The following is a 24856-nucleotide window of genomic DNA, read 5'->3' on the forward strand; positions in this document are numbered from 1 at the left end:
GCGCCAGCACGTAAGCACGCCCAAGGATTCTGATGAACACAACGAAGCAAAAGCTCTTTGTCGACGAGCTTCACAAACAGTACGGCGATAACGAAGTTCTCAAGGGCGTCACGCTGAAGGCCAATGCCGGCGACGTGATCAGCGTGATTGGCTCGTCCGGTTCGGGCAAGAGCACGATGCTCCGCTGCATCAACTTTCTCGAACAGCCGAACGCCGGTCGCATTTTTGTGGACGGCGAAGAAGTCCGCACGCAGATCGCCAAAAACGGTGCGTTGCGCGTGTCCGACCCGAAGCAGTTGCAGCGCGTGCGCACCAAGCTGTCCATGGTGTTCCAGCACTTCAACCTCTGGTCGCACATGAACGTGCTCGAAAACATTGTCGAAGCGCCCGTGAACGTGCTGGGCCTCAAGCGCAAGGAAGCCGAAGATCGCGCTCGCGAGTACCTGGAGAAGGTCGGTCTGGCGCCGCGCCTGGAGAAGCAGTATCCGTCGCATCTGTCCGGCGGCCAGCAGCAGCGCGTCGCGATCGCGCGCGCTCTGGCGATGCATCCCGACGTGATGCTGTTCGACGAACCGACCTCCGCGCTCGATCCCGAACTGGTCGGCGAAGTCCTCAAGGTCATGCAGACGCTCGCCGAGGAAGGCCGCACGATGATCGTTGTCACGCATGAGATGGCATTTGCGCGCAATGTGTCGAACCACGTGATGTTCCTGCACCAAGGCCGCGTAGAAGAAGAAGGCCATCCCGACGAAGTGTTCCGCAACACTCGTAGCGAGCGCCTCAAGCAGTTTCTTTCTGGAAGTCTCAAATAGCGGACATATCGGAGAACCTGGTATTTGAGACAAACTGATGTGTCTCATTTACCGCTTGTAGTGAAAGTAGTTTTACAAGGCGCTTACGAGCGCCTTTTTTGTTTCGGTCAACTGCGTAATCCATGCATTTCGACCGCGAAACCCCCGCCGCCACGCCTTCCAGCCCCTTGCTTTCGCACTACCTTGCCGTTTTGGCAGCGTCAATAGTGGCAATCCTTAATCTTGCTCCCGCCGATCCGTGATTCCCTTGTCACGCAAGGGAATGAGCTATTTTTCAAGGCGCTTGAAAGCGCCTTTGCGCACATCCGTATTGCAATTTGGAGACACAGGTCAACGCCGGTACTAATTTCTTCTCCCACACAAGTGTATTTTTGATAAATTAGTAACCAAAGTAGCAAAACAAAGTTCATTAAAAGTAGTTTTACTTCAAAGCACAGAGGAGAACCGGTCGGCGAGGGATCGGCGTGACGACGAGACAGTCCCAAGGCTGCACGTCAGGACAGGAGACCTAATCCGCCCGCTAATCTCCCTGGTACCGATTTCTGTTCGGAGCGCTTGCGTCCGAACACCATTCGCAGTACTGGGTTTCACTTTTTGACAGGGTATGGAGGAGAAGATGAAGAAAGCTTTGCTCGCCGCTGCGCTGATGTCGGCCGGCGTTGTTGCGCATGCCCAAAGCAGCGTGACACTGTATGGTCGCCTGGACGCGGGTATCGAATACATAAGCGGTCTGCCGAACGCCAACTACACCGGCTCCACGTCGCGCTGGCGCGCGGAAAGCGGTGACTGGGGCACGAGCCTCTGGGGCATGAAGGGCGTCGAAGACATCGGCGGCGGCAACAAGGTTCTGTTCCAGTTGGAAGGCTCGTTCAACACCATGACGGGCGCAGGTCCTGGCGGCGGCGGTCTCTTCAATCGTTGGGCAACAGTCGGTCTGTCGAACAATACGTACGGTACGTTCACGATGGGTCGCATGCTCTTCATCTCGAACGGCGTGTGGGACTTCGACCCGTTCGGTCAGTCGAACTGGTCGTCGGCATCGCTGGTGCGTGGCCGCAACTGGCCGCAATCGAGCAACAACCTTGCTTACCAGTCGCCGAAGTTCTACGGCTTTGACATGTATGGTCAGTACGCACTGTCGAACGCAACGAACTGGAACGGTAACGGCACGACGCCGCAGGGCCGTGAAGCAGGTCTGCAGCTGACGTACACGTCGTCGCTGTTCCAGGTTCGCGGTATCTATGACGAAATCCGCAACGCCGCAAACGGTAACTTCACCGACCCGTTCACCGCATCGCGCGAATACACGGCAGCCTTCAACGTGTTCCTCGGTCAGTTCAAGATCCAGGGCGCATACCAGGCAGTCCGTACGTCCGCCGCTGCTAGCGCTGCAGGCACGTCGCCGACGTCGCTCGATCACGAATGGGGTGGTGTGACGTGGCAAGCCACGCCGGCCGCAGCACTGATCGCGGCGGTGTATCACGTCAACGCCAACAAGAACGGCGGCAACGCAACGATCTACACGATCGGCGGTTCGTACAACCTGTCCAAGCGCACGCTGCTGGACATCCAGGTTGCGACCGCGCGTAACAGCAAGACCGCTAACTTCGGTCTTGACGCGAACGCGGCAGGCCCTGGCGGCAACATCACTTCGGGCGGCACGACTACGTACAACGAGAACCCGCTGCCTGGCCACAGCCAGACCGGTGTGTACGCAGGTATTCAGCACTCGTTCTAATCGAACGGTGTTCCCCGAAGGCACTGCCTTCGGGGCTTAGAAGTTCTTCAAGAGAATCTTTTTCACGCTGCTGCGAGAGGCGCGTATCGGTGCGATGTCCGATAGGGTATCGCACCGTTTTTTATTGGCGCACGGCGTTTTGCGATGTTGCGCGGAGCTTGCGTGGTGCTTGTTCAAGCGCCGGCGCACCGCTTCGGTGCGCGAGCGGCTTCAGACTGCCGCTTCGTTTTCTTCGCCGGTACGAATTCGGATCACGCGCTCGACGTCCGCGACGAAAATCTTGCCGTCGCCAATCTTGCCGGTGCGGGCTGCGCCGATGATCGCGTCGATCACCTGATCGCACTGATTGTCGGCCACGACCACCTCGATCTTCACTTTCGGCAGGAAGTCGACCACATACTCTGCACCACGATAGAGCTCGGTATGGCCTTTCTGCCGGCCGAATCCTTTGACCTCGGTAACGGTCAGGCCCGTGAGGCCGACTTCAGCGAGCGCCTCGCGCACTTCGTCGAGTTTGAACGGTTTGATGACTGCGGTGATGCGCTTCATGGCGAACCTCGTCTCGTGACTGGAAGAGTGAAACGGAAATGGATGATTTTTATTCTACGCCGCGCCGGATGCGTTGCGGCAGTCCAGCGACGCGCGCCGCCGCGACTCGCCGCCTTTGAGGCAATCCGGCGCAAGCGCCGCGCCTCTCACTCCACCGGTTCGGTGTAGCGCGACGTGATCGGATAACGCCAGTCGCGACCGAACGCGCGATGCGTAACGCGAATGCCGATCGGCGCCTGTCGGCGTTTATATTCATTGATCTTGATGAGCCGCGTGACGCGCTTCACGTCTTCCGCCGCATAACCCGCGGCGATGATTTCCGCGAGCGCGCGGTCCTCTTCCATATACATGCGCATGATCGCGTCGAGCACGTCATAGGGCGGCAGGCTGTCCTGATCGGTCTGGTTCTCGCGCAATTCCGCGGACGGCGCGCGCGTCAGAATCCGCTCGGGTATCACATTCTGCTTGCCGAACGTCGTGGCTTCATTGCGGTAATGGCACAGGCGATAAACGAGGGTCTTCGCGATGTCCTTGATCACCGCGAAGCCCCCGGCCATGTCGCCGTAAAGCGTGCAGTAACCCACTGCCATTTCGCTCTTGTTGCCGGTCGTCAGCACGATCGAGCCGAACTTGTTCGACAGCGCCATCAACAGGGTGCCGCGAATACGCGCCTGAATGTTTTCCTCGGTGGCATCTTCCGGCCGGCCCTCGAATTCTTGCGCGAGCGAGCTGCGGAACGCGTCGAACATCGGCGCGATCGCAATTTCGTCGTAGCGCACGCCGACGCGGCGTGCCATTTCCGCGGCGTCAGTGGTCGAAATGTCAGCCGTGTAGCGCGACGGCATCATCACTGCGCGCACGCGCTCGGCGCCGAGTGCGTCGCACGCGACCGCCAGCACCAGCGCTGAATCGACACCGCCCGACAGACCGATGAGCGCGCCCGGAAAGCCGTTCTTGTTGACGTAATCGCGCACACCCATCACGAGCGCCGCATAAACCTGCGCTTCGAGCGAAAGCTCCGGCGCGATGCCGCTGTTGCCGCCGTTGGTTTCGCCGCGCACCGGGCGAGCCGCTTCGAATTCGACGATTGCGGTCGCCTCCTCGAACTGCGGCATCTTCGCAACCAGCTCGCCCTGCGCGTCGAGCACGAACGAGCCGCCGTCGAATACGAGTTCGTCCTGCGCGCCGACCATGTTGACGTAGACCATCGGCAGCCCCGTCTCGCGAATCCGCGCCCGCAGAATGTCGAAACGCACCGCCTCCTTATTCAGGTGGAACGGCGAGCCGTTCGGAATCAGCAGCACCTGCGCGCCCGCCGCCTTCGCCATTTGCGCGGCCGACGCATGCCACGCGTCTTCACAGATCACCACGCCGTACTTGACGCCGTCGAGCTCGAACACGAACGGCTCTGCGTCTGATGCGAAATAGCGCTTCTCGTCGAATACCTCGGTGTTGGGCAGATCCTGCTTGCGATAGGTGCCCGCCACCTTGCCGTCGACAAGCAGCGAAGCCGCGTTGAACGTATCGACCGGCGGCACGCCGCGCTGGATCGGCGCGTTTGCATTACCATGACCTTGGGCCGCGCTGTTGCCCGCCTCGCGTAACGGATGGCCGACAATCACATGCAGGCCGGCGAACGGCTTCAGTTGCGCGGCGAGATCCGCCAATGCGGCAGCGCTCGCGGTATAGAACGCGGGGCGCAGCAGCAGATCTTCGGGCGGATAGCCGGATAACGCGAGTTCCGGCGCGACCAGCAGCTTCGCACCGGCGTTGTGCGCGTCACGCGCGGCAGCGACGATTTTCGCGACGTTGCCGGCGAAATCGCCGACGGTGACATTGATTTGAGCGAGAGCGATTCGTGTCTTCATGGCAGGATCGACGGGCAAGCGAAGGGCTTGCGGAGGGCTTGCAAATAAAGCGGCTTGTTTTCGGCTCGACGGAACGGCCAACTCGGATAAACGAACGACGCAGTGCTTGACGTTGTATAACGCGCGCCGCGTCGCTCATTGGGACAGTCACACAAGTTGAATCAGGAACGCTTTGATTATCGCACGGGCATTCTGGCGTCGCCCTCCGAGGTGGACGCGGCCGAATGGAACGCGCTTCTCGCCCAGCAGCCACAGCCCACGCCTTTTCTGCGGCATGAGTTTCTAAGCGCGCTGCATGCAACCCGTTGCGCGGTTGCGGACACGGGCTGGGCGCCGCAATTCGTCACGCTGACCGACCCGCTGACCGGCAAGCTCGCGGCGGCCGCGCCGGTTTATCTGAAGGGTCACTCGTATGGCGAGTACGTGTTCGACTGGGCCTGGGCCGACGCCTACAAGCGCAACGGCTTGCCCTACTACCCAAAGCTCCTGTGCGCCGTGCCGTTCACGCCCGTGCAAGGCAATCGGCTGCTGTCCGCCGACGCGCACGCACTGCGGCATCTCGCGGCCACACTAATGGCGTTCGCCGAGCAGGCCGATGTGTCCTCGTTGCACGTGCTGTTTCCGACCGAAGCCGAAGCGGGCGCGCTCGCCGACATGGGCATGATGCAACGCGAAGGCGTGCAGTTTCACTGGCTCAACGACGGCTACCGCGACTTCGACGATTTCCTCTCGACGCTCGAACAGAAGAAGCGCAAGAACATCCGCGCGGAACGCCGCAAAGTACACGAGGCAGGCGTCACGATGCGCAGGATTCGCGGCGAGGACATTCAGGACGCTGACTGGCGCTTCTTCAGCAAGTGCTATCGGCAAACTTACCGCGAGCACTTTTCGACTCCGTATCTGAACCTCGACTTTTTCCGCATGATCGGCGCGTCGATGCCGGAGAATCTGCTGCTCGTGATCGCCGAATATGAAGGCAAGCCGATCGCGAGCTCGCTCGTCGTTTATCAGCGCGACGCGAAAACCGGCGGCACGCTGTACGGCCGTTACTGGGGCGCGCTCGAACACGTGCCGTGCCTGCACTTCGAAACCGCGTACTATCAGCCGCTCGAATTTTGCATCGAAGAAAAGCTCGGCGCATTCGAAGGCGGCGCCCAGGGCGAACACAAGATGGCCCGAGGCTTTTTGCCAACGGTCACGCGCTCGGCGCACTGGCTCGCGCATCCCGCTTTCGCCGATGCCGTCGGCCACTTCCTCGACAATGAAAAGAACAGCATCCACGCGTATGTGGACGAGCTGCGCGAACACAATCCGTTCAAAGGCTGAAGCGCGTCCATGGCGTGGTTTCTTTATCTGCTCGAATGCTCGGACGGCAGCGTCTACACCGGCATCGCAACCGACGTGCAAGCGCGCTTCGACAAACACGTGAGCGGCGCGGGCGCGCGCTACACCCGTTCGCGCAAGCCGGTGCGCGTGCTGGCATCGTTCGAACTGGCGGACCGGTCCAGTGCCTCGCGTGCCGAGTATTGGGTGAAGCGTCTTGCGCCCTCAGAAAAGCGCGTGCTCGCAGCGGGCGGACGCACGCTCGAGTCGGTGGTGCCGGTCGCGCAAGCCGATTCAACCAGTGCCGAAGAGGCGACCGAGGAAAACGGCGCTGCCTGACGGCGCGGTTGCTTAGCCCCGCGCCTCGCGCATGCGTTCGGTGAGTAAGCGCTGCATCAGTGCAAGCTCACCTACCGCATCGGCTTCGAGCGACGTCAGCCGCTCGCGTGCCGGAAGGTCGTGCCGCAGCGGCAAAATCGTTCGATTCAGCGCGGCCTCGATATCGGCGTTCACAGCCGCGAGCCACACGCGAAGCTCGTCGTGGCTATCCTGCATCTCGCGCCGGTTCGCACTCAGCCGAAGCTGCGTAGCCGTGCCCGCCATCTTGCGCAGCAGACTCAACACCGTCAGCGTTACCGTATCGACTAGCGAGTCTTCCAGCTTTTCGAGGCGAATCCGTGCGATGGCTTCCTCGGCGTTGTTGCTGCCGAGGCCGGCCGCGCGGCGCAAACGCTCCATGTCCTTTTCGCTTCGACGCGGCGATTCGAGCGCCGCGATCAGATACGCGAGATTCGCGCGGACCGCGTCCCCGAGATACGTGCGGTAGTCGCTCTTCTCCCGCGTCGGCCACAAATAAAACGTCGCGAAAAGCGCCAGCACGCAGCCGAGCACATTGTTGCCGAGCCGCGTGAGCGCGTATGCGAATTCACTTGCACCCGGTGTTGCGAAGTCGGCCACGAGCACGAAGGTCGGCGTGAGGAACAGCACGAACAGGCTGTAGCTGACGGGGCGCAATGCCATGGTCGCCATGACGAGCGGAAAGACTGCGAGCGAAATGCCGAGCGGCGAATGAATCGCATAGCCGATGCCCGCGGCCAGCACGCCGCCGACGATGCTGCCCGCCGCGCGCTCGATACTGCGCGGCCAGGTCGCCGCGATCGAAGGCTGCAAGATCAGCAGCGTCGCCATCGTCGCCCAATAGCCGAACGGCAAGCCAAGCGCGCGGATCACGAGAAAGCCCGCGGTCGTCGTCACGCCCACGCGCGCCGCGTGACGCAAACCGACGGACTCGAGCGACAGGTTCGCCTTCAGCGTCGCCCAGACACGCGCAAGCGTTGCAGCGACGCTGTCCGCGAAGCGCGGCGGCGGCGCTTGCACCGGCGTGAAATCGACGAGTTCAAAGTCTGATTTGAGTTTCACCGGCTCCATCAGCGCGTTTTCAAGGCGCCCCGCCAGCCGCCGAATACGAAGTTGCAACTCCGCGAGAAGCGCCCAGCGCCCTTCGTTCGTCTGTGCGCCGATGCTGCGCAACGTCTCGCCCATGCCCGTGAGGAGACGCGCCGCGCGCGTCGCGCGCCGTTCATCGCCGGGCATTTTTTCGCACGCACCCGAGACGGCGATCAGATAGGCGAACAACGCCTCGCCTTCGGTCAGCAACGCGAGCAGCGTGTCGTAGGCCTCACGTGCGCCGGTTCGCGTCGCCGGCACGCTGGCCAGCGCCTTGCGCGAGCGTTCGAGCGCCGCGCGCGCATCCGCGCGGAATTTTGCGGCGTGCGTCGCCCACTCGCGCGGGGTGCTGTGCTGCTGAAGCAGACGCGCGCTGTCGAACGCGATGTCCGCGAGCCGCACATACACCGTCCGCAGTGAAGCACGGCTCGCTCCGAATGGATGGATGCGCCAGACGGTCAGGCTCAACGCGACCGCGAACAGACAGCCGATCAGATAGACGCCGAGGAATGCAAGACCTTCGCGCACATCGCGCATGGGCCGATCGACCATCACGACGCAAGCGGTCGCGGCGAGAATCGTCACTTGCGACGTCGCAGCGCCCCAGATGCGTCCGAACGCGCCGAGGCTCGTGAAAATAAGCAACGCGAGCGCGGCGAACGCCGTTCCTTCGGTCGACGCAAAAGCGGTCAGTCCGCCGCATAGCGTGGAGAGAAGCGCGAAGCCCATCATCGAGGCCAAGCGGGCGCGGTTCGAACCGGCGGCGTCTGCGAGACACGTCCAGAACGCGCCGATCGCGGCCCAGGCGAAGATCGGATCGTGCAGCAGATTGCCGAGCGCGAGCATCGCCGTAGACGCGCATGCGGCGCGCAAGCCTTCGGAGAGACTCGCCTCGCTGGCGGAAAACGACACCATCCATACCGGCCGCTTGCGATAGATCGCCGTCGCGATCGCATACAGCCGATTCGACCATCGGGGCGAAGAAGATGCCAGGTTGGACTTGCGGTTCATCATCCGGACGGTGTGCTCCCAAAGCGGGCTTGTTGCTGGTTTGTCACGTGCTTGTTGCTTGCTTGCTGCGGGCTCGCTTCCGCGCTTTCGCAAACGTCCCGGCAGTGAGCCGAATGCATCGCGGGCCACAAATAATAAGGGTTTACACGGAGATATAAAAATGGCTTCGGTTCATCTTCGGGATGCACTGCGGCTATACCGGCATCTCGACGCTCGACGTCACAATCCTCACATCGAATAAAAAACCGCGCGGCCCCTTCGGGCTCGCGCGGTTTTTTGCATGAGTCGACTGGATCGGCGAAGCAGTGAGTCTTCCGATCAGCGCGTCGAGCCGCTTACTTCTTGTGGTTCGCCACGCCTTCGCTGATTTCCTTGTGCGCGGCTTCGATACCCGCCCAGCCTTCGACCTTCACCCACTTGCCCTTCTCGAGCGCCTTGTATTGCTCGAAGAAGTGCTTGATCTGGTCTTTCAGGTACGCCGGGACGTCGTCGATCGACTTCAGGTCGGCTGTCATCGGGCAGATCTTGTCGTGCGGGACAGCGATCAGCTTTGCGTCCACGCCGGATTCGTCGGTCATTTGCAGCATGCCGAGCGCGCGTGCGCGAACCACCGAGCCTGCCAGCAGCGGGAACGGCGTGATCACCAGCACGTCGACCGGGTCGCCGTCGCCCGACAGCGTTTGCGGAATGAAACCGTAGTTGGCGGGATAGCGCATGCCGGTGCCGATGAAACGGTCGACGACGAGAAGGCCCAGATCCTTGTCGGCTTCGTATTTCACCGGATCGCTCTGCGCCGGGATTTCGATGATGACGTTGAAATCGTGCGGAAGATCTTTGCCTGCGGGGACGTGATTGAAGCTCATGAGCGCTCTCTGGTCAGGATGGAATTCGGAGCACGGCATGCGGCGCGTGGGCTCGAGGGCATGCATCGTAAAACTTGCCTCGAACAGGAGCGCAGCGGCCGGACAGTGCGGAATGCGCCATTATAGCCAATCGGCCGATGGCATCCGCCGCCGGATCGGCGCGATAATCGTCTGGCGTCCCTCGATTGTGCCTCTGGTTTGTGAACACCGCGTAACGGCATCCGCTTCGGCGTCTGGCTGAACGTACGCCGGCTGCGCGACATCTCAAGGAGTCTGCATGGAAGAAGCCCGACACTTCATTGGCGGCGAATGGTCCGCTGCTTCAGGCGGCGAGACGATCGCCGTGCTCGATCCTTCGGACGGCCAGCCGTTCACGCAACTTGCGCGGGGCACCGCGGCGGATATCGACGCCGCCGTCCACGCCGCGCGCCGCGCGTTCGAAGGCGCCTGGGGCGCGGCAAGCGCGGCGGAACGCGGACGTGTGCTGTATCGGCTGTCGATGCTCGTCGCCGCCCGCCAGGAAGAACTGGCGCAACTCGAAGCCCGCGACACCGGCAAGCCGCTCAAACAGGCGCGCGCCGATTCGGCCGCGCTCGTGCGCTACTTCGAGTTTTATGCCGGGGCGGCCGACAAACTGCATGGCGAAACACTGCCCTATCAGGCCGGCTACACGGTGATGACGATCCGCGAGCCGCACGGCGTGACCGGCCACATCGTGCCGTGGAACTATCCAATGCAGATTTTCGGCCGCAGCGTGGGCGCGGCACTTGCCGTGGGCAACGCATGCGTCGTCAAGCCGGCTGAAGACGCCTGTCTCTCGGTGCTGCGCGTTGCCGAACTGGCGGCCGAAGCGGGCCTGCCCGCAGGCGCGCTGAATATCGTCACCGGTTACGGACACGAAGCGGGAGCGGCGCTCGCACGTCATTCGGGCATCGATCACATTTCGTTCACGGGCTCGCCCGAGACCGGCAAGCTCGTCACACAAATGGCTGCCGAAAACCACGTGCCGGTCACGCTCGAACTCGGCGGCAAGTCCCCGCAACTCGTCTTTGCCGATGCGGACCTCGACGCCGCGTTGCCCGTACTCGTGTCGGCGATCGTGCAGAACGCCGGGCAGACATGTTCGGCGGGTAGCCGCGTGCTGATCGACCGCGCAATTTACGAGCCCTTGCTCGACCGACTGAGCGGCGCGTTCAACTCGCTGCGCGTGGGCCCCTCGCACGCCGACCTCGACTGCGGGCCGCTTATTAACGCGAAGCAGCAACGGCGCGTGTGGGACTTTCTCTCCGACGCGCAACACGACGGCATCGCGATGGCCGCGCATGGCGAGGTGATTCCCGAAGCGCCGGAAAGCGGCTTCTATCAGGCGCCCACGCTGTTGCGCGATGTGCCCGCGAGCCACCGTCTCGCACGCGACGAGGTGTTCGGACCCGTGCTCGCCGCGATGTCCTTTAGCGACGAAGACGAAGCGCTCGCGCTCGCGAACGGCACGCAATACGGGCTGGTCGCGGGCATCTGGACGCGCGACGGCGCTCGGCAAATGCGCCTCGCGCGGCGTCTGCGCTCGGGCCAGGTGTTCATCAACAACTACGGCGCGGGCGGCGGCGTCGAACTGCCGTTCGGCGGCGTCAAGCATTCGGGCCACGGGCGCGAAAAGGGTTTCGAGGCGCTGTATGGCTTCACGGCGCTAAAGACAATTGCGATCCGGCACGGCTAGTTCGCAGCTGGGCTTATCCATCACCACTCACAACAAACAGCGGAGACATTATGCGGTTGACAGGTAAAACGGCCATCGTCACGGGTGGCGGCTCGGGTTTCGGCGAAGGCATCGCAAAGACCTACGCGCGCGAAGGCGCGAACGTCGTGGTCAACGATCTGAACGGCCCTGCTGCCGAGCGCGTCGCGAGTGAGATTGCGCTGGCCGGTGGCAAGGCCATCGCCGTCGCGGGCAACGTCGCGCAACGCGAGGACTGGCAAAAGCTGCGTGAAGCGGCACTCGAAGACTTCGGCAGCGTGCAGATAGTCGTCAACAATGCGGGCACCACGCACCGCAACAAGCCTGTGCTCGAAGTCACCGAAGCCGAGTTCGACCGCGTGTACGCGGTGAACGTCAAAAGCATCTACTGGAGCGTGCAGGAGTTCGTGCCGTATTTCCGCGAGCAAGGCGGCGGCAGCTTTATCAACATTGCGTCGACGGCGGGCGTGCGGCCGCGCCCCGGACTCGTCTGGTACAACGGCAGCAAGGGCGCGGTGATTATTGCGAGCAAGTCGCTTGCCGTGGAGTTGGGCCCGGACAGAATCCGCGTGAACTGCGTGAATCCGGTGATCGGCGAAACGGCGCTGCTGTCGGAGTTCATGGGCGTTGAAGACACACCTGAGAACCGTCAGCGCTTTCTCGCCGGTATTCCGCTCGGGCGCTTCTCGACGCCGCAAGATATTGCCAACGCCGCGCTCTATCTGGCATCGGACGAAGCGGAGTTCATCACCGGCGTGTGTCTTGAAGTGGATGGTGGACGCTGCGTGTAGCGCCTGCGTTCTACGTTGATGTTGGCGCCGCGTTCGGCTTCGGCTTTGTCGTCGCAGCGCCGCTCATGGCGCTCATAGTCACGCTCTGAGCAAGCCGCGTTCACGCGCGGCGCTTGACGGGCTTAGTGTTTTCCCCCGGTATCTAAATGCCGTGCGAGCCGCGCCGCACGGCTAGAATCAATCGACGCGGCAATTCAATTCGACAAGAAAAGAGGAGACACCATGGCTAGTCCCGCAAATCCGCTCCACCATCCCGGCGCGGGCGCGCCGCCTTCCACTTTCGAAGAGGCGACCTATCGCAAGGTCAACTGGCGGCTCGCGCCGCTCCTGATGCTCTGCTACGTCGTCGCGTATCTGGACCGCGTGAACGTCGGCTTTGCGAAGCTGCAAATGACGAGCGACCTCGGCTTGAGCGATGCGGTTTATGGCTTTGGCGCGGGCATTTTCTTCGTCGGCTATTTTTTCTTCGAGATCCCGAGCAATGTAATTCTGCACAAGGTGGGCGCGCGAGTGTGGATCGCGCGGATCATGGTCTCCTGGGGCGTGATCTCCATGCTGACCATGTTCGTCACCACGCCGACCATGTTCTATGTGATGCGCTTTCTGCTCGGCGTCGCGGAAGCCGGCTTCTTTCCCGGCATCATTCTGTATCTCACCTACTGGTATCCGTCGCACCGGCGCGGCCGGATGACGACGTGGTTCATGACGGCTATCGCGCTGTCGGGTGTGATCGGCGGCCCGGTGTCGGGCTATATCCTCAAGACATTCAATGGCATGAACGGCTGGCACGGCTGGCAATGGCTTTTCCTGCTAGAAGGGATACCGTCGGTACTCGTCGGCATACTGGTGTTCGTTGCGCTCGACGACCGCATTGCGAAAGCAAAGTGGCTCACGAAAGAGGAGAAGGAACTGCTCGAGCGCCACGTTTCCGCCGAGGAAGCCACCAAGCACGACATGCCGATCCGTCAGGTGCTGACGAGCGGCCGCGTGCTGATGCTGAGCTTCACGTACTTCTCGTTCGTGATGGGTCTCTACGGCGTGAGCTTCTGGCTGCCGACTATCATCAAGGCGACCGGTGTAACCGATGCGTTCGCGATCGGTCTGCTGTCGGCGGTTCCTTTCGCGGCGGCGGTCGTCGCGATGGTGTTCGTTGCGCGCAGCGCGGACCGTACGCGCGAACGGCGCTGGCATATCGCGTTGCCCGCTTTTGCCGGGGCGATTGGACTGGTGCTGTCGGTTGTGTGGGCGCAGAACACGCTGCTTGCGATGGCTTCTCTCACGCTCGCGACTATGGGCATTCTCACTACGTTGCCTTTGTTCTGGAGTTTGCCGACGGCGATTCTCGCCGGAACGGGTGCGGCTGCCGGCATCGCAATGATTAATTCGATTGGGAATCTTGCGGGGTTTCTGAGTCCGTATGCTGTCGGCTGGTTGAAGCAGGCGACTGCCGCTAATGATTCGGGGATGTATATGCTTGCGGCGTTTATGGTCGTTGGCGGGTTGCTGGCGATCAGTGTGCCGGCGAAGATGGTTAATCGGTGAGTTGAAGCGTTGTTTCTAGTGGGGCCCTGGTGGCTTGTGTGCTGCTGGGGCTTTTTGTTTTTGGGGGATTGTGGGGGCGAACCTCACCCACCAGCCACAAAGTGACCGGCCTTCTCTACTTCTGCGGTCGCGAAAAGCCGGCCTCAGGTAGCCAATGCCTGCCAGTGCGAAAACCCAATTCCCCACCTACACTTGAATTGCACGCTCGGCGACATGCTTCCTGCGCGACGCAGGCCGTCGCCAGCGATCGCTCACCCGGCGGCCCGTCTTCGCGGAGCAAGAGTGACGTCTGGAGGCAATCATGATCCGAGCAATCTGCACGCTTCTTTCGCTTGCTGGTCTTTTCGGAGCGAGCGTGAACACGTTCGCTGATACCATCCGAATCGAATCGGGCACCTATGGCGCCAACTGTGGCGCTCATCATGGCAATTCGACTCGTGCGTTGGCTCTACACTGTAACGCTGTCGATACCTGCCGCTACCCGGTTTTCTCGCCGGCGACCTCTCGTACTCAAAGTGCCTGTAAAGCCGATTTCGTTGCCGAATGGTCTTGCGGGTCGGGAGAATCTCATCAGGCAACAGTCACCTCTGCAGCGAATAACGGAGGAATTCTCGTGCTGACTTGCGTTCCTTCCACCGGTGCAGGCAAATAGGCGATTCGACAAGGGCAAGCGTGTGACTCGCTGTTAATCGGCATTACCTTCGCCGTGTTTTCGCCCGCGCGAAGATCGCGGCGCGACCGCTGCATGAATGGAAAAGTCATTCCATTCATGCCCGTCTAATCAACAGTCCGTATCAGACCGGCACTCCGCTCCAGCCTGGCGACCCTGCGAAACTCGCAGCAGCACTCGTCGCGCCTGTGGAAAGATCTATCGGCGTCCACCGACTTTGCGGCTCGATAAGCAACCCAATGCCCGAGCGCGCAATCGTCGGCATAGGGCTCGCGCAGCGAGCGACATCCGCGCGACTCGGGCAAGATGCCGTTATCGCTCACCTACGCATGCTGGCAGGACTGTTATGAAAAAGATCGGCTTTCTCTCGTTTGGCCATTGGAGTCCATCGCGACATTCACTCGCACGATCGGCCTCCGATGCCCTGCTGCAATCCATCGAACTCGCTGTCGCTGCCGAAGAGCTCGGGGCCGACGGCGCGTTTTTTCGCGTGCATCATTTCGCGCGCCAGCTAGCGTCGCCGTTTCCGCTTCTCGCTGCGGTCGGCGCAAAAACGAGCCGCATCGAGATCGGCACCGCTGTCATCGACATGCGTTACGAAAACCCGCTCTACATGGCGGAGGACGCCGGGGCGGCCGATCTCATCGCGGGTGGGCGCCTGCAGCTTGGCATCAGCCGAGGCTCCGGCGAACAGGTGATCGACGGGTGGCGTTACTTCGGCTATGCGCCCGGCGAGGGCGAGACGCATGCCGATCTCGCGCGGCGCCACACCGAGGTGTTTTTTGAGGTGCTGCGCGGCGAGAGCTTTGCTGAACCGAATCCGCGACCGATGTTTGCAAACCCGCCGGGACTGCTTCGGGTCGAGCCTCACTCCGAGGGGCTGCGCGACCGGATCTGCTGGGGTTCGGGCTCAGATGCGACGGCGGTCTGGGCGGCCGGGATGGGGATGAACCTCCAGTGCTCGACGCTAAAGAACGATGAGTCGGGCCGCCCTCTTCACGTCCAGCAAGCCGAGCAGATCCGGGCGTATCGGCAGGCCTGGAAAGAAGCAGGACACACGCGAAAACCGCGCGTGTCGGTCAGCCGCAGCATTTTCGCGCTGATGAACGATCGCGACCGGATGTATTTCGGACGCGATGCGAATAGCGACGACACGGTCGGTCTGCTCGACGACAACATCCGAACGATTTTCGGGCGCAGCTACGCGGCACCGCCTGAAACGCTCGTGAAGCAACTTGCAGCGGACGAGGCGATCGCAGAAGCCGACACGCTACTGCTAACCGTCCCGAACCAGCTGGGCGTGGAGTACTGCGCACACGTAATAGAATCGATCCTGACGCATGTTGCCCCGGCGCTTGGCTGGCGTTAGTACGGCGGACTGGCGCTCGCCGGCGAGAACGTCTTGACGGCGGTCTGCGTTTTAACGCAACTTCGCTCCAGTTGTTATGCTAGTCACCATCGACCAGCACTGGAGCGAGCATGGCCGACCCGCAAGTCCTTGATAACGACCCACACCCCTCGCACGGCGTCGCTGCTCAAGCGAGCCCGTGCGACGAGCTCATCATCCGCGCGCAGCCCACTGCACTCGACAGTCCGTGCCGGCGCAAACGTCTGGCGCTCGCCGCGACGATCCTCGGCTCGAGCATGGCGTTTATCGACGGCTCCGTCGTCAACGTCGCGTTACCCGCCATTCAGAGCGAGTTGCGCGCGAGCGTCGCGTCGATGCAGTGGATCGTCAATGCCTACCTTCTTTTTTTGGGGTCGCTCGTACTGGTGGGCGGCTCGATGGGCGACAAGCTCGGCCGCCGCACGGTGTTCATCGCGGGCGTCGCGGTCTTCACGCTGGCGTCGGCCGCTTGCGGGCTCGCGCCGAACGCCGGCTCACTGATCGCCGGGCGTGCGGTGCAAGGTATTGGCGCTGCGCTCTTCGTGCCCAGCAGCCTCGCGATCATTGGCGCCGTGTTCGACGGCGAAGAGCGCGGACGGGCAATCGGTACGTGGGCGGGTGTCGGCGCGATCACCTCCGCGCTGGGTCCAGTGGCCGGCGGCTTGCTCGTCGACGCGTTGTCGTGGCGCGCGATCTTCTTTCTCAACGTCCCGCTCGCAGCGGCGACGATTGCGCTCGCTGTTTTGTCGGTGCCGAACAGCCACAAGCCCGATGCGCCTCAACAGTTGGACTGGCCCGGCGCGCTGAGCGCCGCAGCGGGGCTCGCCGCACTCACCTATGGTCTGACCGAGGCGTCGGCGCGTGGCTTCGCGCATCCCATCGTACTATGCGCAATCGGTGTTGGCGTGCTCGTGCTGGCCGCATTCGTGATGATCGAAGCCAAGAGCCGTGACCCGATGATGCCGCTCGAAGTGTTCCGCTCGCGCGATTTCACCGGCGCGAACCTCGTCACGCTACTGCTTTACTTCGGTCTGGGCGGCGCATTTTTCTTCCTGCCGTTTACGCTGATCCGCGCACACGGCTACACCGCCACCGAAGCGGGCGCAGCGTTGCTGCCGGTGCCCGTGATCATCGGCTCGTTGTCGCGCTTGACTGGCGGTCTGACGACTCGCTTCGGTTCGCAGGCCTTGTTGAGCGCTGGCCCGTGCATCGCCGGAATCGGTTTTGCGATGCTTGCGCTGCCGTTCGTGCGCGGCAGCTTCTGGACCGGATTCTTCCCCGCGCTCGTCGTGCTCGGGCTCGGCATGACCATCACGGTCGCGCCACTCACGACGACCGTGATGGCCTCAGTGCCGGGCCACCGCGCAGGCGTCGCCTCCGGCATCAACAACGCGGTCGCACGCGTGGCGAGCCTGCTGGCGGTTGCGGTACTCGGCATTGTGTTCGTGTGGTCGCATAACGCAGCGCTGTCGGCGCGCCTGGACGAACTGCACGTTCCTCACGATGCACGCCAGACCGCGTTACTGCAGTTGGACGCGCAAGCCCATGCCGTAGCCACCGATGCGCCTCCTACGCATTCGCAGACACTCGCGGCGCAGGCGGAAGCCGACGCCATTATTGACGCGCTGCGCGCCGTCGCGCTGGTGTCCGCCGCATGCGCGTTCGCAGGAGCGGCGCTGGCCTTCGCAACCATCGAGCCGCGCAAGTAACGTGCTTCGCTCACCGAACATGTCTGCTCGCGACATCCCGGAAGCCCGCTCCTTGCGAGTTCAAGAAACGACGACTGTAAATTCGAGCCCCGATTCGAAGTCCAGCGTCGTTGTCGAAAAACGCGGATCGTCGTCAAGGTAGCGCTTGTACGGCTGAACGGTGTCCTCGGCCGTGTACATGTTGTCGGCGAGAACGATAGAGCCCGGTCGCAACAGGCGCTCAATTTGCTTGAAGAGATTCAGATAGGTGTTGGCCCACACGTCGATAAACACCAGATCGAAAGTGCCTTCCAGTTGGGCAACGGTCTGAAAGGCGTCGCCCTCCCACAGGTCAACATAAGCATCTACGCCCGCCGCTTTGACGTTCGCCCGAAGTTGCGCGCACTTAAGCGCGTCGGCTTCGGTCGCTGTCACCATTCCACTGCCCAACGTGCGAAGGGCTTCGGCGAGATACAGCGTGGACACGCCGCAGGAACTGCCGAGTTCAAGGATTCGAGCCGGTTTATGCGAAAGCACCATGTTGTGCAGAAACCTTCCCGTTTTCGCTGACACGGCTAACGATAAAGAAGTGCCTTGCGGCGATTCAAAATCTTCGCTAGATAGTCCGAGCGTTTCGAGAAACCGGCCGCGCAGTCGAGGTGCGAGCGTGTCGTATTCCTCGGCGAGAGTCAGGAATTCCTCGCTCGATCCATCGAACTGCGCCTGTGCGCGGGCTATCACTTCTGTCTGACTCTGTTCGTGAAGCCGCCGCAAAAGAACTGCGCTTGACGACGTCATGTGCGCTCCTTGACGAGATCGATAGTGTTGATGATGCGCCCGGCGCTGCCCGGTTCGTCGGGCAGCGGGCGATGTCGTTACGCCATCAGCAACGACGTTGGACGTTATGCCGTTCTGGCGAGCTTGATCGCGCGTTCAGGACATGCGCTCACGCAAAGACCGCACGACCGGCAGGCGTCCGCGTTCGGCGTGTAGGCGACTTTCATTCCATGCACACGCAGCTTGAAACGATGCATGAAACCGAGGCTCAGATAATCGACGTCGTCGATGCGCAGGATCTCAAACACATTCTCGGGGCAGACATCCAGACAATCGCCCTTGCCTTCGCAACGTTTCAGGTCGACGACTGGCGCAATCACGCCCGGCTTCTGCTTGCAGTCCGCCGTTGATTTCTCGCGCATGTTTCATTCTTCCTGGCGACGGGCGCGGCCTGATCGCCATGCAGTCTGGAAATGCGCCCGTTCCTCCGGCGTCATGGCTTCCCATTTGCGCCAATGACGCCGTTCGCGCCAGCCTCCGTGTCCGCGGAACCCGCCAAACAGGATGCGGCTCAAGACCAGCAAGCCCAGCGCATGCGCGAAGTCGATCGTGCGGGCGCCGACGAATAACGCCGGAATCACCCAGTTCCATAGACTCATGACCAGCCACCCGAGCACGCCTACGGCGACCACCGCAAGCAGTACCTTACCCACACATCTGATTCGAAATTTCATCCGTTGACTCCTCTAAATACCCAGTTCGTCATAAATGGCTTGCAGCCGGGCGCGCAGATGCAAGACCGCGTAGCGTTTGCGCGCGAGCAGCGTATTCAGCGTGACGCCGCTTTCCGCCACCATGTCTTTAAAGGACTTTCCTTCCAGCTCGTGGCCGATAAACACCTCGCGCTGGTTCGGCGGCAACTCGTCAATCGCGTCCTGCAATGCTTTGAGCAATAGCGCGCGAGCGTAGAGCGCTTCGGGACCCGCGTCGGGCGACGGCAGCGCGAGGTCGAGGCGATACTCACTGTCGGTGTCGTCGTCGCCCTCGGACAGGTCTGTCAAAGGCTGCTCTCTTTTCTTACGAAAGCGATCGATGATGCGGTTGCGCGCGGCCCGGAAAAGCCACGCGCTCGCCTGTTCGATCGGCGCGGGCAGCCGGTACGCCTGCACGAATTCATGGAACACGTCCTGCAATATGTCCTCGGCATCGTCGGGATCGCGTATTCGTCGCCGGATAAAATTGACGAGCCTCGTGCGCTCACGCACCACGGTCGCGGTGATGTCGTTGTCGCGTTCGGTCATCGTGTGCGAGGTGGGTGGCGGTTCCATGCGTCTGAAGACGTTTCAGGCGCGCGAATATTGTGACGAGTGCGAAAATTCTTTTCCGTTCGCAACCGTGAATTGGGCGGGTTCAGCGCTCCTGTTCCGGGAATTGCTCGCGCAGATCCAAGCTACAGTTGATGCACTTGTAGCGAGGCAGATCAACAATGAGCAGATATCAGACGGTCCTTCTGGAAATTTTGGCTAGTGAGGGATTCGAGGATTGCATGTCCCCGGGAGCGCCAGTCTCGTCCGCGAGCATTGCAGACGAAGTGACGCAACTTTGCGCTGACATGCTAGGGCAACTGACGAGGCTCGCACAGTTCCGCGATTATCCCGACTTGATGCTGACGGCGGTGGACGAACTGATGATCAACGCCGATGTTCTGCGCGTGCTGGCCGCGGCTCGGCTGAAACTGGAACTGGCGGCGGCAGAGGACGGTTCCAGTCCGCTCGCCGCACCGGAAGGAGCGGTACTCCACTAGCCTCGCAGAGAGACTGGCGAGCTAAACAGAGCGCCGCGCGAACTTGCATTCGTTGCACGGCGCTCAAGTCCCGAAACTTTGGGATGCACGGCAATGCGGTGCGAAAGTTGGGGAGTTGGAGACTTTCCGTAGAGCAACACGCGACGAGCGACGACATCGTCAAACGCTCGTCGCATTGCTCCAGCGCGCAAAGAGCGATCTCACACGATGTTCATCGCCAACGCACTCTCGCGATAGTGCTGGCTCGCCTTCTCCGTGTCCCCCAACTGCTCGTGAAGCCGCGCCAACGCACGGTGCGAGCGAATCTTCAGCGTCTCATTGTCAGCAAGCTTCAGCGCACGTTCGAGGAACGACTGCGCCTTCCCCCACAACTGCTGATGCAGACACAACCGGCCCAACGCGAACAGCAAGTCCGCGTCGTCCGGACGATCCTTTTGCCACGCTTCGGCCTTCTGGATGAGCGGCAGCGCATCGCCGCCCGCAGTATCCGGGTAACGACGCAGCAAGCGCGCGTCCCAATTCTGCGCGAGCGCTTCTTCAACGATCTTGCGCGCCTCCTGCGGACGATTCAGCGCCACCAGCAGTTCCGCGGCAAGATCGGCGAGACGCGGCGAATGACGCTCCGTCGGCGTCAGCGAATTCCATAGTTCGAGTAACGCATCGGCGTTATGCCGACGATCTCGCAGCAAATTCTCCGCCGCCAGTTGCCGCAAGCGCACCGCCACCGCGGGGTGAATCGCCTCGCGCTTTTCCAGCGTCTTGACGAGCTTGAGCACCTCGCCCCAGTTCTTCAATTGCTGCTGCGCGCGCAACATGATCTGCTGAGCGTGAATGCGCCGCGCGCCCTGCGACTGCATTTCGGTGAGCGCGGTCAGCGCGCCGTCCGCGTCGCGGCCATCGGCGCGCATGTCGGCGGTGGCCATCAGGCGGGCGTCCTGCCAGTCGGTTTCGTCGATCTGAGCGAGCCATTCGTCGCGCCGCGCATATTCATGCATGCGATGCGCCGCGGTGGCCGCGATCAGGCCGGCCGCGCCCTTGTTGTCGCCGTTCGCGAGCGCGTCTTTCGCGGCCTTTTCCGCGCGCGAAAAGCGCCCGGCGTACAGGTTGCCGATCGCGTCACGCAGCGCGGCGTGCGCCTTCGCGACCCGCGAGCGCGCACGGTACGCGGCCACACGCTGCGGCATGCGCCAGATATTGCGCACGATGCGCAGCAGCGCATACAGCAGAATAAACAGCACCACGAGCCCGACCACGAACAGATTGAGCGACATGTCGACGCGGTACGGCGGATACACCAGCATCACCTGGCCCATGTCGAAGCGTCCGACCACCGCGAGCGCGACCGCGACGGTGAAGAGCAGCGCGAGCCATAGAAGTCCCCGGATCGCCATGATTAACCTCGGCCCCGGTATTGATTGACGGCTTGCAGGCTCGTATTCAGATTCGGCAATTCGACCGCGGCCGATCCGGCCTCGACCTGCTTGACGAGATCGACAACGTTCTGTGTTTTCTTCGACGACATGTCGAAGTAACGCGTCAGTGCCGTCTGCGCGCCCTGCAGGTCGGACTTCAGCGTGGTCTGGTTACGCGAGAGCAGAGCAAGACGCGCCGACAGCAAACGCAGCTTCACGTTCTCACGCACGAAGTAGCCTTGGTCTGGTGCGACCATCATCGCGTCTGCGTTGTCGATGCGGCGCACCTGCACGAGGCTCGTCAACTGCTGGCCGATGCCGCTCGTCAACTGGTTCCACCACACTTTCCAGCGCGGCTCGCCGGTGGCCGCGGACACCTTGGCCGTATCTGCCCACGTGGCCGCACGCGGCGTGGCATGGGCAATCGGCGCTTCGCCGGAGAGCGGCAAGCTGTCGATCTGATCGACCGCATTGTCGAGCTTGATCGCAAGACCCGTGAGGTCGGTGGAAGGCGCGGCCTTCAGCTTGTCGATGTCTTGCGCAATGGCCTTGCGGACCGCAACCGCCTGCGTGCTATCCGACGCCGCGAGCCGCGTGTCGGCGCTTTGCAGCGCGAAGAGCGCAAGCTGCGTGTTGCCGGTCAACTGTAATTGCTGGCTTGCGGCAGACAGCATCTGACCGACTTCCGCGAGCGTCCAGTCGTCGCGATTGCGCGCGAGATCCGCGTACTGTTGCTGCAGCGCCTGCTGTGCGGCCTGCGCATCGGCGAGCTTGCCTTCCAGCTGCGCGACCTGCGAGTCGGACTGACGCACTGTAGCGAGCGCCTGCTCGGTTTTGATGCGCAGTTCGTTGGTTTGCGTGTCGTTCGCCTGCTGACGTTGCGCGATGTTCTGCTCGGTGCGCTCCACCTTGCGATTGAGCGCATAGCCGCCCACGCCCGCGGCGCAAGCAAGAACCACGACGACAAACCACAGCAGCGGTCCGCTCGCGCTGCGACGCTTTTGCGCTTCGTAGGGCGTGAAGGGTTGATTCGGCGGCAACGCGGCGGTCGTGGCCGGCTGGGGTGAAGCGTTCGTGGATGCGTTCGTTTCAGTCATGCGTGATTTAGCCGGTGAATGAGCCGGATTGGACGGTACCGGTTGAGCTACGGTCGGCAGATCGGCGAGCAAGGCGCGGGCAATGCGCTCGTCGCCCGCGCCTGACACCGTAATCCTATCAAAACCCAATGCCCGCGCGGTCTCGGCAATACGAGGATGAGGCGCGACGAGCGCGGCGTGCTTGAGCTGCGCGAGTTCGTCGGCGGTGAGATGCTCTTGCGCGAGTTCGTGCAGATTGCGCACGCCTTCGGAGCTGGTGAGAAGCCAGGCATGCGGTTCGCCCGCAAGCAGTCGGTGCACACGAGCCCACGCGCCGATCGACGGTTCCGGCACGAGCCGCCGGTACGCGGCGACCGCCTCCACCTCGGCGCCGGCCTCGCGCAGACGATCGGCCAGCCACTCGCGGCCACCGTCGCCGCGCACGATCAGAACACGCTTGCCTTCGAGATTCGCCTCGCCGAGCGCCGATTCGATTGCGGCGAAGAGGCATTCGGAGTCGAAGCGCCCGTTATCGTCATCGGCGCCGGATGCGGGACTGATGACCCGGTGAGCCGGCGCGCTGACGCCGTGACGCGCGAGCGCCTGCACGCTGCCCGGCCCGACCACGCCGACCGGCAATGCGTGCGGCCAGATCGCGTCGCTCTTCGCGAACGCATGATCGATCGCGTTCGGCGACACGAATATGACGAGCGCATAGCGTTCGAGAGAGGCGAGCGCGGCGCGCAACGGCGCGTCGTCGGCGACGGGCGCAATGTCGATCAGCGGGAACTCGAGCGTCGCCATGCCTGCGACGGAGAGGCGTTCTATCAGTTCGGTCGACTGACCGGACGGTCGCGTAATCACGACTGTGAACGCCGCCTTGCCGGCGGATGACGATGCGTTGCCGGGAATGTCGGCCGCCATCAGTCGCCGGACACCGGGGTGCCTGCCGCGCCGGAGTCCGCAGCGGACTTTGCACCGTCTCCCGGCGCCGCAGGACCGCTCGCCGTGCTGAGCGCGCGGACGATGTCCATTGCGCCCTGTTGTTCTAGCGCGCTCGCCACTTCGCTGCCCAGCGCGATCGCGCGTTCGACGGTCGGCGCGGGCGCCGACGCCCGCGCGCTCAGCACGCGCTGGCCATCGGGCGTCGCCACGATGCCGCGCAAATGCAGCGCGCCGTCATGCCATGTTGCATACGCGGCGAGCGGCACTTCGCAACTGCCGCCGAGCGAACGCGACACCATGCGCTCCGCTTCGACCGCTGCCGCCGTATGTTCGTGATGCAGCGGCGCGAGCCATGCCGCGAGGTCGGCGCGATCGGCGCGAATCTCGATGCCGAGCGCGCCCTGCCCCGCAGCAGGCAAGCTGTCGTCCGGATCGAGCAGCGCACGGATACGCTCAGCCAGACCGAGGCGCTTGAGGCCTGCCGCAGCGAGGATGATCGCCGCGTAATCGCCGCGATCGAGCTTGGCGAGGCGCGTATCCAGATTGCCGCGCAGCGGCCGCACCTGGAGATGCGGATAGCGCATGCGCAGCATCGCTTCGCGGCGCAGGCTCGATGTGCCCACCACCGCGCCGGCCGGCAGCGCGGCAAGCGAGTCGTAATCGTTCGACACGAGTGCGTCGCGTGGATCTTCGCGCTCCATGATCGTGGAGAGCGCGAAGCCTGCGGGCAATTCCATCGGCACGTCTTTCAGCGAATGCACCGCGAGATCGGCGCGGCCATCGGCGAGCGCCGCTTCGAGTTCTTTGACGAACAGCCCCTTACCACCCACCTTCGACAAAGTGCGATCGAGAATTTGATCGCCGCGTGTCGTCATTCCGAGGATTTTTACGTCACAAGATGGATATAATTTGTGCAGCGCACATCGCACATGCTCCGCCTGCCACATGGCGAGGCGGCTTTCTCGCGACGCAATCACAAGCGTGTGGGGTGGCGCGGCAAACGTCTCGGTGTTCATTAGCTTGTCGATTGAATGACGGGATGGAATAACAAACAATGTTAGCACGCGCCCTCGCGCTCACCCCCCGGTTCGCCCGCCTGTGGCCCTTACGGATCAAGGCTCGAATCGAGGCGCGCAGGGGCGCCGTGCCAACGCGGTATCGCTGGAGGAGACGGGCTTCGCGCCATGCGCCGCTGTCCTGTTGCGGCCCGTTCACGCACGCTCGTTCGCGCACCGCGCCGCCGTATGCGCGATGATCCAATGCGGCGCAACATGCGCCGCGTGCAGAGCTTGTGCGGTCGCGCGGCCTTCCTCCCCGGCGTATTGCCATCGGTGCATACCGCTTCAATGCAGTTCACGTTGCAGTTCCAGTGCAGTTTTGAGTTCCGCAGTAGCAGTTCATCACTTAACAGACCCTGGC

At 62.5% G+C, this 24856-nt stretch carries 21 protein-coding genes; 10 read left to right on the forward strand and 11 right to left on the reverse strand.

The features are described from left to right. The first annotated feature begins 32 nt into the window (after positions 1 to 32). Together BCA01S_RS02895 and BCA01S_RS02900 are read left to right on the forward strand one after the other, a co-directional pair. Positions 33 to 812, forward strand: coding sequence for an ABC transporter ATP-binding protein (locus tag BCA01S_RS02895; protein WP_020065251.1), 780 nt, complete (start codon positions 33 to 35; stop codon positions 810 to 812). 616 nt (positions 813 to 1428) lie between these two features. Beyond that, on the forward strand, positions 1429 to 2550 hold the full coding sequence (locus BCA01S_RS02900; protein ID WP_027775623.1) for a porin: 1122 nt from the start codon (positions 1429 to 1431) through the stop codon (positions 2548 to 2550). 210 nt (positions 2551 to 2760) lie between these two features. Here the strand turns inward: BCA01S_RS02900 and glnK are convergent, their stop codons facing one another. Continuing rightward, the gene (glnK, locus tag BCA01S_RS02905; protein WP_006048444.1) at positions 2761 to 3099 is read right to left on the reverse strand and encodes a P-II family nitrogen regulator; all 339 of its coding nucleotides are present in this window, start codon (positions 3097 to 3099) and stop codon (positions 2761 to 2763) included. Positions 3100 to 3245: 146 nt separating this feature from the next. Beyond that, complete coding sequence (locus tag BCA01S_RS02915) at positions 3246 to 4967, reverse strand: NAD+ synthase (protein WP_027775624.1); 1722 nt, start codon at positions 4965 to 4967, stop codon at positions 3246 to 3248. A gap of 156 nt (positions 4968 to 5123) precedes the next feature. Here BCA01S_RS02915 and BCA01S_RS02920 point away from each other — a divergent pair, with 156 nt between their 5' ends. Together BCA01S_RS02920 and BCA01S_RS02925 are read left to right on the forward strand one after the other, a co-directional pair. Then, positions 5124 to 6293, forward strand: coding sequence for a GNAT family N-acetyltransferase (locus BCA01S_RS02920; RefSeq protein ID WP_027775625.1), 1170 nt, complete (start codon positions 5124 to 5126; stop codon positions 6291 to 6293). 9 nt (positions 6294 to 6302) lie between these two features. Further along, positions 6303 to 6629, forward strand: a complete 327-nt coding sequence (locus tag BCA01S_RS02925) for a GIY-YIG nuclease family protein (RefSeq protein ID WP_027775626.1) — start codon at positions 6303 to 6305, stop codon at positions 6627 to 6629. 12 nt (positions 6630 to 6641) lie between these two features. On the opposite strand, the gene BCA01S_RS02930 is transcribed toward BCA01S_RS02925, so the two are convergent. Together BCA01S_RS02930 and ppa are read right to left on the reverse strand one after the other, a co-directional pair. Continuing rightward, complete coding sequence (locus BCA01S_RS02930; protein ID WP_027775627.1) at positions 6642 to 8750, reverse strand: FUSC family protein; 2109 nt, start codon at positions 8748 to 8750, stop codon at positions 6642 to 6644. Positions 8751 to 9082: 332 nt separating this feature from the next. Continuing rightward, entirely contained in the window at positions 9083 to 9610 is a 528-nt protein-coding gene (gene ppa, locus BCA01S_RS02940; protein ID WP_027775628.1) for an inorganic diphosphatase, read from the reverse strand. A 277-nt stretch (positions 9611 to 9887) separates the two neighbouring features. On the opposite strand from ppa, the gene BCA01S_RS02945 reads away from it, so the two are divergent. The 5 genes from BCA01S_RS02945 to BCA01S_RS02965 all read left to right on the forward strand — a co-directional run bounded on the left by BCA01S_RS02945 (position 9888) and on the right by BCA01S_RS02965 (position 17444). Beyond that, positions 9888 to 11327: an aldehyde dehydrogenase family protein gene (locus BCA01S_RS02945; RefSeq protein ID WP_027775629.1), complete on the forward strand. Its 1440-nt coding sequence runs from the start codon at positions 9888 to 9890 to the stop codon at positions 11325 to 11327. A 50-nt stretch (positions 11328 to 11377) separates the two neighbouring features. Then, positions 11378 to 12136, forward strand: a complete 759-nt coding sequence (locus tag BCA01S_RS02950; protein WP_027775630.1) for an SDR family oxidoreductase — start codon at positions 11378 to 11380, stop codon at positions 12134 to 12136. Positions 12137 to 12358: 222 nt separating this feature from the next. Beyond that, positions 12359 to 13678: an MFS transporter gene (locus BCA01S_RS02955; RefSeq protein WP_027775631.1), complete on the forward strand. Its 1320-nt coding sequence runs from the start codon at positions 12359 to 12361 to the stop codon at positions 13676 to 13678. Between the two features lie 1016 nt (positions 13679 to 14694). Next, positions 14695 to 15717 carry an LLM class flavin-dependent oxidoreductase gene (locus BCA01S_RS02960; RefSeq protein ID WP_027775632.1) on the forward strand — a complete coding sequence of 341 codons (1023 nt, stop codon included), beginning with the start codon at positions 14695 to 14697 and terminating at the stop codon, positions 15715 to 15717. 110 nt (positions 15718 to 15827) lie between these two features. After that, a complete protein-coding gene (locus BCA01S_RS02965; RefSeq protein WP_027775633.1) occupies positions 15828 to 17444 on the forward strand; it encodes an MFS transporter in 1617 nt (538 codons plus the stop codon). A 60-nt stretch (positions 17445 to 17504) separates the two neighbouring features. Here the strand turns inward: BCA01S_RS02965 and BCA01S_RS02970 are convergent, their stop codons facing one another. From BCA01S_RS02970 to BCA01S_RS02985, 4 genes are all read right to left on the reverse strand, one after another. Further along, on the reverse strand, positions 17505 to 18221 hold the full coding sequence (locus BCA01S_RS02970) for an O-methyltransferase (RefSeq protein WP_027775634.1): 717 nt from the start codon (positions 18219 to 18221) through the stop codon (positions 17505 to 17507). A 104-nt stretch (positions 18222 to 18325) separates the two neighbouring features. Beyond that, positions 18326 to 18622 carry a 4Fe-4S binding protein gene (locus BCA01S_RS02975; protein ID WP_027775635.1) on the reverse strand — a complete coding sequence of 99 codons (297 nt, stop codon included), beginning with the start codon at positions 18620 to 18622 and terminating at the stop codon, positions 18326 to 18328. A 3-nt stretch (positions 18623 to 18625) separates the two neighbouring features. Beyond that, complete coding sequence (locus BCA01S_RS02980; protein WP_027775636.1) at positions 18626 to 18934, reverse strand: hypothetical protein; 309 nt, start codon at positions 18932 to 18934, stop codon at positions 18626 to 18628. 12 nt (positions 18935 to 18946) lie between these two features. After that, on the reverse strand, positions 18947 to 19528 hold the full coding sequence (locus tag BCA01S_RS02985) for an RNA polymerase sigma factor (RefSeq protein ID WP_027775637.1): 582 nt from the start codon (positions 19526 to 19528) through the stop codon (positions 18947 to 18949). 218 nt (positions 19529 to 19746) lie between these two features. Here BCA01S_RS02985 and BCA01S_RS02995 point away from each other — a divergent pair, with 218 nt between their 5' ends. After that, entirely contained in the window at positions 19747 to 20004 is a 258-nt protein-coding gene (locus BCA01S_RS02995; protein WP_027775639.1) for a hypothetical protein, read from the forward strand. A 200-nt stretch (positions 20005 to 20204) separates the two neighbouring features. Here BCA01S_RS02995 and BCA01S_RS03000 read toward each other — a convergent pair whose 3' ends face one another. From BCA01S_RS03000 to hemC, 3 genes are read right to left on the reverse strand one after another with little or no spacing between them, the layout of a single operon-like run. Further along, on the reverse strand, positions 20205 to 21395 hold the full coding sequence (locus BCA01S_RS03000) for a heme biosynthesis protein HemY (protein WP_020065227.1): 1191 nt from the start codon (positions 21393 to 21395) through the stop codon (positions 20205 to 20207). A 2-nt stretch (positions 21396 to 21397) separates the two neighbouring features. Next, entirely contained in the window at positions 21398 to 23416 is a 2019-nt protein-coding gene (hemDX, locus tag BCA01S_RS03005) for a fused uroporphyrinogen-III synthase HemD/membrane protein HemX (protein ID WP_042317813.1), read from the reverse strand. Continuing rightward, positions 23416 to 24453 carry a hydroxymethylbilane synthase gene (gene hemC / locus BCA01S_RS03010; protein WP_027775641.1) on the reverse strand — a complete coding sequence of 346 codons (1038 nt, stop codon included), beginning with the start codon at positions 24451 to 24453 and terminating at the stop codon, positions 23416 to 23418. The genes hemDX and hemC overlap by 1 nt, the downstream gene beginning before the upstream one ends. Positions 24454 to 24856 lie beyond the last annotated feature (403 nt).

This window comes from Paraburkholderia caledonica NBRC 102488, from assembly GCF_000685095.1.
Lineage (GTDB): Bacteria > Pseudomonadota > Gammaproteobacteria > Burkholderiales > Burkholderiaceae > Paraburkholderia > Paraburkholderia caledonica.